Source organism: Celeribacter marinus, assembly GCF_001308265.1.
GTDB classification, from domain to species: Bacteria; Pseudomonadota; Alphaproteobacteria; order Rhodobacterales; family Rhodobacteraceae; genus Celeribacter; species Celeribacter marinus.
In genome coordinates, this window is record NZ_CP012023.1 from 1366023 (window position 1) to 1378358 (window position 12336).

Consider the following 12336-nt stretch of genomic DNA (forward strand, 5'->3'; position numbering starts at 1 on the left):
GTTTTCAAGGAGGCCACCCCATGGCTTTGACCCTCGACCAAGCTCTCACGGGCATCTCCGGCATTCTCGTCACCCCGTATGATGAGGCGGGCGATATCGATCCCTACCGCCTTGCGCCGATCATTGACCGCGCCTTAGGCGCAGGCATGCACATGCCGGTGGTGAACGGCAACACGGGCGAGTTTTATGCCCTCACCACAGATGAAGCCTGCGCCATGGCGCAAGAAGTCGTCGACATGGTTGACGGCCGCGCGCCGGTGTTGGCGGGTATCGGACGCGGCATTCGCGATGCGGTCAAGTTAGCCAAAGTATCAGCTGAGGCGGGGGCCACGGCCTTGATGGTTCATCAGCCACCAGACCCGTTCGTCGCCCCGCGCGGCGTGGTCGACTACCTCAATGCCATCGCAGACGCATCGGGTGGATTGCCCATGATGGTGTACTTGCGCAACGATACAATCGGCACTGGCGCAATTGCGGATCTGTGCGCGGTTGAGGGCGTGAAAGGCGTCAAGTGGGCCACACCAAACCCGATGAAACTGGCCGCCGCCAAAGCGGCGTGTGATCCAAGCATCGTTTGGGTGGGCGGCTTAGCTGAGGTCTGGGCACCAACGTTTTACGCCATTGGCGCGCGTGGATTCACATCCGGCCTGATCAACATCTGGCCCGAGCGTTCAATGGCGATCCACGCCGCGTTGGAAGCCGGCGACTACCCCAAAGCCAACACCTTGATTGCCGACATGGAACCCTTTGAGGACGTGCGCGCCCAAGAGATGAATGGTACCAACGTGACGGGTGTGAAAGCTGCGTTGCAAGCTATCGGCAAAGATTGCGGCCCCACCCGCGCACCCTCCGCATGGCCGCTCACCGCCGCGCAGCAAGCGACGATGGAAGGCTTTTTGAAAACCAACAAGTTGATCTGATGTTCGTGAGGACGTTCGCAAGCTCTGCGGCCGGATCGACGAAGGGCGCCGGCTGACGGGATCAGGGCTGATTAGCGTATGCCGATCCTGAGGGCATGTGCGCTGATCCGTGATCCGCCCCTACGCATGGCGAAATCAAGAATGCGCAGGCAATCGCCTGTGTCATCGATATTAACAGCGTCAAGTTTCAGTCGCCCCCTCATGGTCAAGGACTCTAGCTGCGCGGATACCCTCTGACCTGAGCCCCTAAAGTTCCTCCAAATTTGTGTAGAGTCCGCCCAACAAAAGGACGGACAAATGAAGGCACGATTTACGGACGAACAGATCATTGGGATGATCAAGGAACAGGAAGCTGGTGAGAAGACCGCTGATGTATGTCGGCGGCACGGGATCAGCTCAGCGACGTTCTATAAATACAAATCGAAGTATGGTGGCATGGAGCCGTCGGATGCGAAGCGATTGCGTGCGCTTGAAGACGAGAACGGCAAGCTGAAGAAGCTTTTGGCTGAACAGATGCTCGACAACGCGATGTTGCGAGACATCAATTCAAAAAATGGTGACGCCTGCTGGGAAGCGGCAAGCGGTGGTTCACCTGTGCGAAGCGCACGGTGTGAGCCAGCGGCGGGCGTGTGATGTGCTGCAAATTGATCGGTCAACGGTACGGTATCTGTCGCGTCGTGGCGATGATGCTAAACTGCGGGATGCCATCAAACGAGTTTCGAGGGAGCGGCGTCGGTTTGGTTGCCGCCGTATTCACGTGATGATTGCGCGGGAGGGCTTTGAGGTGAACCACAAGAAAGTGAGGCGCATCTACCGTGAAGAGAAGCTGCAGGTGCGCCGCAGAGGTGGCAGGAAGCGCGCTTTGGGCACAAGGAAGCCGATGGTGCTTCCGGATGGCCCAAACCAACGCTGGAGCTTGGATTTTGTGTCTGACGCCCTGACAGACGGTCGCAGGTTCCGCATTTTGGCAGTCGTTGATGACTTCAGTCGCGAGAACTTGGTTCTGGTGGCCGACACATCACTGTCTGGTCACCGTGTTGCACGTGAACTGGACAAGGTGATCGCTGAACGCGGCATGCCAAAGACGATTGTGTCGGACAACGGAACTGAGTTCACCAGCATGGCGATCCTCAAGTGGGTTCAGGAAACTGGTGTTGATTGGCACTATATCGCGCCCGGAAAACCCCAACAGAACGGCTTTATCGAAAGCTTCAATGGCAAGCTGCGAGATGAATGTTTGAATGAAACGTTATTTGGCACATTGCGCGATGCCCGCAAAACGCTTGAAGAATGGCAGGAGGATTACAACTGGCGCAGACCACATTCAGCATTGGGCAACCTCACCCCGATGGAATTTTTGCAAAGAAAGGCAATGGACAAGATGGCGGCCTAACGCCAAAGATTTAACCCCAAGGACTCCGCACAAAGCTGGAGGAGACTTGGGGCTCAGGTCAAAGGGACTGACCTTTTCGCCGTGCATCGCACATACCTTTTGCCAGACGGTACAGGGAAGGCCGAGATCGCGCCGGACAAGGCTATGCTTGGCCCAAGCGCAAGTGGGGCTGTCCGACTCTCTGACAACCCCTCAGGGCCTTTTGTGATCTGTGAAGGGATCGAGACCGGCCTAAGCCTTGTCGAGCTGTTACCTGAGCCTGCCAGCGTCTGGGCGACCCTTAGCACGGCGGGCATGAAATCCCTCAACCTGCCAAAGACACCCAGCCGCCTGATCCTCGCAACCGACGGGGATGATCCGGGCCGCACAGCCGGACGCCACCTTGCCCAGCGCGCCGCCGCGAACGGCTGGGACATCGAGACCCTAGAAGCGCCAGAAGGCACCGATTGGAACGACTACCTTCGAAATGGAGATCAATCATGACTGCCCCCACACTCCCCAATCCCGCTGCATTCGATCCTTCCATCAACTGGCCTTTGCCGGACATGAGCTTGCGTCATCCGATGCGCCCACCTGCCCCGCTGCTTTCACAAGATGAAATACAATGGATCTTCGGCCCTTGGGCTTCATGGCTGCAAACCTCCGCAAGAATTAAGGGGGCACCTCTCGACTACATCGCGCTGGGCCTTGTGGTCGCGGCAAGCTCGCTCATCGGCAATGCTCGATGGGTATCGCCTTGGAACGGTTGGGAAGAACCTCCCGTGCTTTGGGGAATGCTGGTTGGCGATCCATCCGCTGGAAAGAGTCCCGCGCTCGATGTAATCACGACCCCCCTTAGCGAAATAGAACGCACCCTAGCAGACACCTTCGACAAGACATCTCGCGATTGGGAAGCCAAGAACCAAATCGCCAAAATTGTCGCCGCTGAATGGGCGGACTCAGCCAATTCTGTTGAAAAAGTCTTCCTTGATCGAGGCCCTATTCGCTGATTCAATTGCTATATTGATTGGAGGATTTGGCGATGATGGGACCAAAGCAAGAAGCGCAAGCGGCGCTGTTCTATGAGTTTTCTCTGGATGATCATGTGCCCCAAGATCACCTGCTGCGGTCGATTGATCGGTTTGTGGATCTGAGCGACATCCGCCAGTATTTGGCCGAGTTTTATAGCTACACTGGCCGCCCATCCATCGACCCAGAGCTTCTGATCCGGATGTTATTGGTGGGTTATTGTTCTGGCATCCGCTCAGAGCGCCGCCTTTGCGAAGAGGTCCATCTGAACCTCGCTTATCGTTGGTTCTGCCGTCTTGATCTGTCTGATCCGGTGCCGAACCATTCGACATTCTCCAAGAACCGGCATGGGCGCTTTCGGGAAAGCAAACTTCTGCGTCACCTGTTCGAGAAGACTGTTGCTCGGTGCATCGCGGATGGTCTGGTGAGCGGGCAAAGGCTTGCCGCTGATGCTAGCCTGATCGAGGCAGATGCGAACAAGCAGAACTCTACGCCAAAGGAAGATTGGGATCGCAGCGCCATTGATCCAAACGATGCGCCACGCGCTGTGAAGGAATACCTCGACGTCTTGGACAATGCAGCTTTCGGAGCCGCCTCGGAAGTGGAACCCAAGTTCACGTCCCACTCCGATCCAGCAAGCCAGTGGACTGCTGCCCGTAAAGGCCCTGCATTCTTCAGTTATTCGACCAACTATCTGATCGACACCGATCACAGCGTCATCGTGGACGTTGAGGGCACACGGTCGATCCGACAGGCTGAAGTCGGTTCAGTGCGCACCATGCTAGATCGGATAAAGGATCTGTATGACATTGACCCAGAGCGATTGATTGCAGACAGCGCCTATGGATCAGGGCCGATGCTGGGATGGCTCGTTGATCGCGACATCAATCCCCACATTCCCGTACTGGACAAAGCAGGCCGGACTGACGGCACATGGTCCCGCACTGACTTCGAATGGGACGCCGAGAACAACCAATACATCTGCCCGGAAGGGGAACCGCTCAAACAGTTCCGGCGCAATTATTCTGATCCGAACCGGAAACCCACGGGCAAGGGCGTCGCCAAGTATCAGGCTTTGAAACACACCTGTCAGGCCTGCCCATCGAAGATGAAATGCTGTCCAAAAGCCGATGCACGCAAAATCACACGTGAAGAACATGAAGACGCCCGTCAAGTTGCCCGCGATATCGCCAAAACCAAGCAATATGTGGTCTCGATGCGGCTGCGCAAAAAGGTGGAGATGCTCTTTGCCCACCTCAAACGGATCTTGGGGCTGGGGCGGCTCCGATTACGAGGCCCAAACGGCGCTAATGACGAATTTTTACTCGCGGCAACCGCCCAAAACCTCCGCAAATTAGCCAAGATCTTTCCTGCACCGCAGCAAACGCGCAAAGCCTGACAAGAAAGGCGCTCGCCCTCAGTTTTGAGCCGCACTTTCTGCGCCAGCAACACGGTGTTTTTCAACAGAATCGGCCGAGAACGACGATCGATAAATCTGCATGCCGCGTAATGGCAATCCTACGGGCAGAAGATCTCTTTAGCGTTGGGGTGATAGGCACGAAGTCAATCGAACAATGCGCCCGACCAGTTCGAATACTATTGGGGGAAGGAATGGGGGAAGGCAACGATACATGATCCATATTTCTGCGCATTTCCAATGCGTTGAGAAAGTATGGTGGCGGAGACGAAGGGATTCGAACCCTCGAGACCCTTCCGAGCCTACTCCCTTAGCAGGGGAGCGCCTTCGACCACTCGGCCACATCTCCGTCGACCCGTTTAATGACCTCATCTGTGGGTGACAAGTTCAAAAGCGCGTGTTTTTTGATTTCCTTGCGAATAGCGCCGGCATGAGATTGCAAACGCTGCGTCAGAGCGCGCACAATGCGCATTCCAGGCTTTTCAATCGCCGCGCTCTACGGTTGTGTAGCTTGCACATAGAACCGGAGGCCGCATGAGCGATCTTATTTCGACATTTCAGAACATGAAAGCCGCGCACGCCACCGCGCGCGCAACGTTGTCCGTAACAACTGCCAAACAACGCACCGCCCAACTCACGGCACTTGAAACTGCACTACTGGCACATGAGGACCGACTGATCGCCGCTATGAATACGGATTTCTCACACCGGTCTGTGCAAGAGTGCCGCACGTTTGACATCACCACCTCGTTGTCGGAAATTCGTAGCAACCGCAAACAACTCAAGTCTTGGATGCGGGCGCGCCGCGTTCGGACGCCGTTGCAATTTAGGCCAGCGACCTGCGAAATTCGCCCTCAGCCGCTAGGTGTTGTCGGCATCATCGCGCCTTGGAACTTTCCAGTCTATCTTGCGGTGGCGCCGGTAGCCGCAGCGCTCGCCGCAGGCAACCGTGTTATGATCAAGCCGTCTGAATTGTCGCCACGCACCTCAGAGGCATTGGCAAACATGATGTACGCAACATTTGCACCAGACGTGGTGAGCGTTATCACCGGCGGCGCGGACGTTGCTGCCACGTTTTCGGCCCTCCCCTTTGATCACCTGCTATTCACAGGATCGACCGCGATTGGACGGATCGTCGCCCAAGCTGCGGCACAAAACCTCACTCCTGTCACTCTTGAATTGGGAGGGAAATCTCCCGCGATCCTTATGCCGTCCGCCGACTTAGACCGCGCGGCGCGGCGCATCGCATGGGGCAAGGCGGCAAGCGCAGGCCAGATTTGTGTCGCACCCGATTACGTCCTAGTTCCGCGCAGCCTGATGCAGGCTGCCGCCGATGCCATTTTGGGCGCATGGGCAAAGTTCTATCCCGATGGCTCAAAGGGCGATGACTATTCTGCAATTATATCCGAACGGCATCTTGAGCGGCTGCACACATTACTCAACGAGGCAAAGGGACGTGGTGCACAGAGTCTTTCAAATGAGCCTGACGGCCCAATCGCAGGCACACGTAAATTTGCACCCGTTGTGCTTCTCGACCCTCCACTCGATACGACACTGATGCGCGAAGAAATCTTTGGCCCTATTCTACCTCTTATCCCGTATGACACACCCCAAGAGGCCTTGGACTTTGTTGGCGCACGCGATCACCCTCTGGCGCTTTACGTGTTCGCCAATGACCGTGACGAACAGGAGTTATGGCTCAATGGATCGATCTCTGGCGGCGTGACGATCAACGACACAATGATCCATGTCAGCGTTGATACGCTGCCCTTTGGCGGGGTTGGCGCATCGGGGATGGGCGCGTACCACGGACGCCATGGGTTCGAGACTTTTTCTCACATGAAATCTGTTGTCCGCCAGGCAAAATGGAACGGTATGTTTGTCACTGAGCCCCCTTTTAAGGGATGGAAGGCCCGCACGCTAAACGCACTGCGCAAAGTGATATAACGACAAAGGCCGCCCCAGATGGAGCGGCCTTTTTTCAACTCTGTCACACAGATATTAGTTATTAAAGAGGAAGTGCATCACATCGCCATCTTGCACGATGTAGCTTTTGCCCTCAGCGCGCATTTTGCCCGCGTCTTTCGCGCCTGTTTCGCCCTTACAGGCGATATAGTCGTCATAGGCGATGGTTTCGGCGCGGATGAAGCCTTTCTCGAAATCACCGTGAATGACGCCCGCGGCAGCGGGGCCAGCGGTACCTTGCGGGATCGTCCATGCGCGCGCCTCTTTGGGACCAACCGTGAAATAGGTTTCGAGATGCAATAGCTCGTAGCCCGCACGGATCAGGCGGTCGAGACCAGCCTCTTCCAATCCCATTTCGCCCAAGAACATTTCTGCTTCCTCAGCGTCGAGTTGGGAAATTTCCTCTTCGATCTTGGCGGAGATCACAACCGCGCCCGCGCCCTGATCGGCGGCCATTTTGGCCACGGCATCGGAATGTGCGTTGCCCTTCGAGGCTTTATCTTCCTCGACGTTGCACACATACAGGATCGGTTTTTGCGTCAACAGTTGCAGCATTTTCCACTGTTTCATGTCGTCGGCATCGACCACAACGGAACGGGCGGGCTGATCGCTTTCGAGCGCAGCTTGGGCTGCTGCCAAAAGACGGTCCTGAACCGCTGCCTCTTTGTCGTTGCCTTTGAGTTTGCGCACGAGGTTGGCGCGGCGTTTCTCGATACTTTCCAAATCGGCGAGCATCAATTCCATCTCGATGACCTGTGCATCGTCCACGGGATCGACGCGACCCTCAACGTGGACCACATCGCCATCCTCAAAACAGCGCACCACATGGGCAATCGCATCGCACTCACGGATGTTGGCGAGAAACTGGTTGCCCAAGCCTTCGCCCTTGGACGCGCCTTTGACCAGACCCGCGATGTCCACAAAGGTCATGCGCGTTGGAATGATTTGTTTGGACCCTGCGATCTCGGCCAGTTGGTCAAGTCGTGGATCAGGCACTGCGACCTCGCCCACATTCGGCTCGATCGTGCAGAACGGAAAGTTCGCGGCCTGTGCGGCTGCGGTTTTTGTCAGTGCGTTGAAAAGCGTGGACTTGCCGACATTCGGCAGACCTACGATACCCATTTTGAAGCCCATCTCGGCCTCCTTTGTCTACAAATTCCACGCGTGTCTAAGCCGCAATGGGGTCTCGCGCAAGCCTAGCCCATTGCACTTATGCGCAAGATCGGCGAAACCCGACAGGAAGTTTGCTAAGGGAGCGCCAAATGACCCGTATCGATGCCAAATTTGCTCAACTTAAAGCCGAGGGTAAGAAAGCCTTTGTGGCCTACGTCATGGCCGGCGATCCCGATGAGGCGAAATCACTAGAGATCGTCAAAGCGCTACCGGCGGCAGGTGTCGATATCATCGAACTTGGCCTGCCCTTTACCGATCCGATGGCGGACGGCGAAACGATCCAAATGGCGGGCCAACGCGCGCTTGACCACGGCATGACGCTGACCAAAACACTGGCCATCGCAAAGGCCTTTCGCGAAACCGATGACACCACGCCGCTTGTTTTGATGGGCTATTACAACCCGATCTATAGCCGTGGCGTGAATAGATTTCTAATCGACGCCAACGAGGCGGGTATCGATGGGTTGATCATCGTGGACCTGCCCCCCGAAGAGGACGAGGAGCTGTGCATCCCTGCGCAAGCTGCGGGTCTGAATTTCATTCGTCTGGCGACCCCTACTACGGACAACAAACGCCTTCCCAAGGTTTTGGAAAACACCTCCGGCTTTGTGTACTACGTGTCCGTGACGGGCGTAACGGGCGCTGCGGAAGCCTCAAGCGGCGATGTTGCCCCCGAAGTTGCGCGGATCAAGTCACAAACTGACCTGCCCGTCATTGTTGGCTTTGGCGTTAACACGCCCGAAAAAGCCCAAGAGATCGCATCGATTGCGGACGGCACTGTGGTTGGCTCAGCCATCGTCAAACAGATCGCTGACGGTAAATCCGTGGCTGATATTGCAGCCTTTGTCAAAGCACTGTCCGACGGCGCGCACCGCGCCTAAACTGGCAGCATATTCAATATAAATAGGGAGCCGCACCGGCTCCCTTTATCGTTTCTTCAGCGATGGCTTGTCGGCGCGTTAGAGTCGTTTGAGGAAATGCGCAGCCCGCTCGATAGAGCGCAAGGACGGGGAATAGAACTGGCCAAAATGGTTGAACCCGTGATTAACGCCCGTGAACAGATCGTAGCTGTGATCAATTCCTGCCTCAGCGTAGAGTGCCGCGAGCCAACGGGTGTCATCGGCCAAACAATCCAACTCGGCCTCGCACATCCACGCAGGTGGCAACCCCGTAACATCGAGTGCGCCGAGATCACCGTAGGGGGCCGCAACTGAATCCTGCCCGTCGAGATACCAATCCCAACAGTGCCGCATTGCCTCGGTCGTCAGGCCGAACTCACCACTCCCAAACTCCGCATGTGACCGCGTGTCGAATTTGGCGCGAAAACAACCGTACCACAGCAACAACGCCAACACCGCGCCACCCTGACCCGTATCGCGCAGCTTGGCCGCAACCGCCAAGGCGAGGTTCGCACCCGCGCTATCACCCGCCAATACCAGTTTGACATCTGGCCGCGCCGCACGGGTTTTTGCCACGAGATCCATCACATGATCAAGCCCCGCGGGGTAAGGGTGTTCAGGAGCAAGCGGATAGTCAGGGCCGAGAACCTCGTGGCCCGTGAGGTACGCCAGATCGGTCATAACCGCGCCGTGGGTAATGCTATCGCAATTCACCCACCCGCCGCCGTGCACATAAATAATGACGCATGACCGATCTAGACCTGTCTTGGGCGTGAACCGCCGCATCGCGCCCACCTGCGCCACCTCAACGTCTGCGGCATGCCGCCCCACCAAACCGCGCCTCGCCTCGGTCGCGGCTTTGCGGATTGCGGGCATCGCCGTTTTGCTCTCATCGATAAAGCTCTGTGTGGAAAAGCGAGCTGCAATTTCCAACAAAGCGGGGTCGGTACGTTTGGTCATTGTGGCCTCCTGTTTTCAACGACAATCCACCGCCGCGCGTAGGGGTGCAAGAGGCAACAACTCCCACCGAACAAACACCAAGACATCAGCTTTTTCTTGCGCGGGTGACGCAATCACCTTAATTCCACCCTTCAACGCAAATATGAGCGGTAGGAAACGGGCATGATCCAGACACCATATTACCTGATCGACAAAGAGCGCCTTTTGCCGAATTTGGAGAAAATCGCCCGCTTGCGGGAGCAGTCAGGGGCTAAAGCCCTCTTGGCGCTCAAGTGCTTTTCCACATGGCCCATATTCGACTTCATGCGTGACTACATGGACGGCACCACCTCATCATCGCTCTACGAATTGCGCTTAGGCGCGGAAAAATTCGGCAAAGAAACTCATGCCTACTCCGTCGCGTGGGCTGATGATGAAATCGAGGACGCCGTGCGCCATGCCGATAAAATCATCTTTAACTCGCTAGGCCAACTCGACCGCTTTTCCGCTCAATCCGAGGGGGCCGCACGCGGCCTGCGCCTTAATCCGCGCTTTTCCACATCGGGCTTTGATCTAGCCGATCCTGCGCGGCCCTTTTCGCGTCTGGGCGAATGGGACATGGCGCGACTGGAACAGGCCGAGGGGCGCATCAACGGCGTGATGATCCACTACAATTGCGAGAACAGCGATTTCGACCTATTTTCGGCCCAACTCACACGGATCGAGACCGAATTCGGCGCGTTTCTCAAACGTCTGGATTGGGTGTCGCTCGGCGGTGGCATTCACTTCACAGGCGACGATTATCCGCTCGACAAGTTGGCCGACCGGCTCAAGGCCTTTTCCGATGCGATGGGTGTGCAAGTCTATTTGGAACCCGGCGAGGCGGCAATTACCCGCTCGACCACACTTGAAACTTCGGTGCTCGACATCATTGATAACGGCAAAAAAATCGCCATCGTCGACAGCTCCATCGAGGCACATATGCTCGACCTGCTCATTTACCGCGAAACCGCCAAGCTACCTACGCAAGGCGCGCACACCTATCAAATCGCCGGAAAGACCTGTTTGGCGGGGGACATCTTTGGGGATGCATCCTTTGACAAACCGCTCACAATCGGGGACCGCGTCACTATTGAGGACGCCGCAGGGTACACCATGGTCAAGAAAAACTGGTTCAATGGCCTCAAGATGCCAAGTATCGCCATCCGTGAACTTAACGGAACGGTTCGACTCGCCCGCGATTTCGGGTATGAAGACTTTGTCGCGGCTCTCGGTTAAGCTGCATATTTCATGTCCCAACCATAGGGGGTTCTAGACAGTTGAAACGGAACGTTCTCATCATCGGCGCAGGTGGCGTCTCTCAGGTCGTGGCGCATAAATGCGCGCAAAACAATGACGTGCTCGGCGATATCCACATCGCAAGCCGCACGCAATCCAAGTGTGACGACATCATCAGAACAGTGCATGATAAAAGTGCCATGAAAGAGAACGGTGTGTTGCGATCCCACGCCGTTGACGCGACAAAACCCGATCAGGTTGCCGCTCTTATTCGCGAAACAGGCGTCGAGATCGTCATCAATGTTGGCACAGCTTTTGTGAACATGCATGTGCTTGAGGCCTGCATAGAGACGGGCGTGGCCTATATCGACACCGCGATTCACGAAGAGCCGAACAAGATTTGCGAAACGCCACCTTGGTACGGAAACTACGAATGGAAACGCCGTGAGCGGTGTGCACAAAATGGCGTCACTGCCATTTTAGGAGCCGGCTTTGATCCCGGTGTCGTAAATGCATTCGCGCGGTTCGCGATTGACGAATACATGGACGAGGTCAAATCGATCGATATCGTCGACATTAATGCCGGAAGCCACGGCAAGTATTTCGCCACCAATTTTGATCCCGAGATCAATTTTCGCGAGTTCACCGGTGTCGTCTATTCATGGCAAGGCGGCGCGTGGCAAACGAACAAGATGTTCGAAGTCGGCAAGGAGTGGGACATGCCTGTGGTTGGTCCGTCCAAGGCCTACATGTCGGGTCATGACGAGGTGCATTCGCTCTCTGCCAATTACCCGCAGGCGGACGTGCGGTTCTGGATGGGGTTTGGCGACCACTACATTAACGTGTTCACCGTCCTTCAAAACCTTGGCCTACTCTCTGAGCAGCCTGTGACAACGGCCGAAGGTCTAGAGGTAATACCGCTCAAGGTGGTAAAAGCGTGCTTGCCTGATCCGTCCTCCCTTGCTCCCGAGTATACCGGCAAAACCTGTATCGGCGACTTGGTCAAAGGCACCAAAGACGGTCAAGACGTCGAAGTGTTCGTCTATAATGTTGCTGACCACAAAGCGGCATATGAGGAAGTTGGCAGTCAGGGCATCAGCTACACTGCGGGACTACCACCCGTAGCCGCAGCGATGCTTGTGGCGTCTGGCGAATGGGATGCAAAAACGATGGTCAATGTCGAGGAATTGGATCCTAAACCCTTTTTCACCATCCTTGACCGGATCGGCCTGCCCACTCGCGTACAAATCGGTGGTCTCGGCGGGATCGACCAAGCGTGGAACGCCTAGTCACGCGGCATTTGTGCGCTTGCGAGATAACACAAAGGCCCGCCAATCTGGCGGG

Annotated in this window: 11 protein-coding genes, 1 tRNA gene and 1 pseudogene; 10 read left to right on the forward strand and 3 right to left on the reverse strand. The window is 56.2% G+C overall.

All coding sequences use genetic code 11. From position 1 onward, the window contains the following. The first annotated feature begins 20 nt into the window (after positions 1–20). The 6 genes and pseudogenes from IMCC12053_RS06665 to IMCC12053_RS06690 all read left to right on the forward strand — a co-directional run bounded on the left by IMCC12053_RS06665 (position 21) and on the right by IMCC12053_RS06690 (position 4720). The gene (locus IMCC12053_RS06665) at positions 21–920 is read left to right on the forward strand and encodes a dihydrodipicolinate synthase family protein (protein WP_062217055.1); all 900 of its coding nucleotides are present in this window, start codon (positions 21–23) and stop codon (positions 918–920) included. Between the two features lie 297 nt (positions 921–1217). Then, positions 1218–2313 (forward strand): IS3 family transposase gene (locus IMCC12053_RS06675; RefSeq protein WP_156320729.1). Its coding sequence is split into 2 segments (ribosomal slippage): positions 1218–1468 and positions 1467–2313, totalling 1098 coding nucleotides; the frame shifts between segments, so codons are not numbered across the junction. A 42-nt stretch (positions 2314–2355) separates the two neighbouring features. Next, positions 2356–2481: pseudogene (locus tag IMCC12053_RS16270) on the forward strand (DUF7146 domain-containing protein); the annotation flags it as partial. After that, complete coding sequence (locus IMCC12053_RS06680) at positions 2458–2796, forward strand: toprim domain-containing protein (RefSeq protein WP_156320754.1); 339 nt, start codon at positions 2458–2460, stop codon at positions 2794–2796. The pseudogene IMCC12053_RS16270 and the gene IMCC12053_RS06680, both read left to right, overlap by 24 nt. Further along, the gene (locus IMCC12053_RS06685) at positions 2793–3302 is read left to right on the forward strand and encodes a DUF3987 domain-containing protein (protein WP_062217060.1); all 510 of its coding nucleotides are present in this window, start codon (positions 2793–2795) and stop codon (positions 3300–3302) included. The genes IMCC12053_RS06680 and IMCC12053_RS06685 overlap by 4 nt, the downstream gene beginning before the upstream one ends. A gap of 32 nt (positions 3303–3334) precedes the next feature. Continuing rightward, on the forward strand, positions 3335–4720 hold the full coding sequence (locus IMCC12053_RS06690) for an IS1182 family transposase (protein ID WP_062217062.1): 1386 nt from the start codon (positions 3335–3337) through the stop codon (positions 4718–4720). 277 nt (positions 4721–4997) lie between these two features. Here the strand turns inward: IMCC12053_RS06690 and IMCC12053_RS06695 are convergent. Next, positions 4998–5087: transfer RNA gene (locus IMCC12053_RS06695), tRNA-Ser, on the reverse strand. A 185-nt stretch (positions 5088–5272) separates the two neighbouring features. On the opposite strand from IMCC12053_RS06695, the gene IMCC12053_RS06700 reads away from it, so the two are divergent. After that, complete coding sequence (locus tag IMCC12053_RS06700; RefSeq protein WP_062217066.1) at positions 5273–6685, forward strand: coniferyl aldehyde dehydrogenase; 1413 nt, start codon at positions 5273–5275, stop codon at positions 6683–6685. 54 nt (positions 6686–6739) lie between these two features. On the opposite strand, the gene ychF is transcribed toward IMCC12053_RS06700, so the two are convergent. Beyond that, the gene (gene ychF, locus IMCC12053_RS06705; protein WP_062217069.1) at positions 6740–7837 is read right to left on the reverse strand and encodes a redox-regulated ATPase YchF; all 1098 of its coding nucleotides are present in this window, start codon (positions 7835–7837) and stop codon (positions 6740–6742) included. Between the two features lie 128 nt (positions 7838–7965). On the opposite strand from ychF, the gene trpA reads away from it, so the two are divergent. After that, positions 7966–8757 carry a tryptophan synthase subunit alpha gene (gene trpA, locus IMCC12053_RS06710; protein ID WP_062217072.1) on the forward strand — a complete coding sequence of 264 codons (792 nt, stop codon included), beginning with the start codon at positions 7966–7968 and terminating at the stop codon, positions 8755–8757. Between the two features lie 78 nt (positions 8758–8835). Here the strand turns inward: trpA and IMCC12053_RS06715 are convergent, their stop codons facing one another. After that, entirely contained in the window at positions 8836–9735 is a 900-nt protein-coding gene (locus tag IMCC12053_RS06715; protein ID WP_062217074.1) for an alpha/beta hydrolase fold domain-containing protein, read from the reverse strand. 162 nt (positions 9736–9897) lie between these two features. Here IMCC12053_RS06715 and nspC point away from each other — a divergent pair, with 162 nt between their 5' ends. After that, the gene (nspC, locus tag IMCC12053_RS06720) at positions 9898–10992 is read left to right on the forward strand and encodes a carboxynorspermidine decarboxylase (protein WP_062217077.1); all 1095 of its coding nucleotides are present in this window, start codon (positions 9898–9900) and stop codon (positions 10990–10992) included. A gap of 41 nt (positions 10993–11033) precedes the next feature. After that, a complete protein-coding gene (locus IMCC12053_RS06725; RefSeq protein WP_062217081.1) occupies positions 11034–12281 on the forward strand; it encodes a saccharopine dehydrogenase family protein in 1248 nt (415 codons plus the stop codon). The last annotated feature ends 55 nt before the right edge of the window (positions 12282–12336 follow it).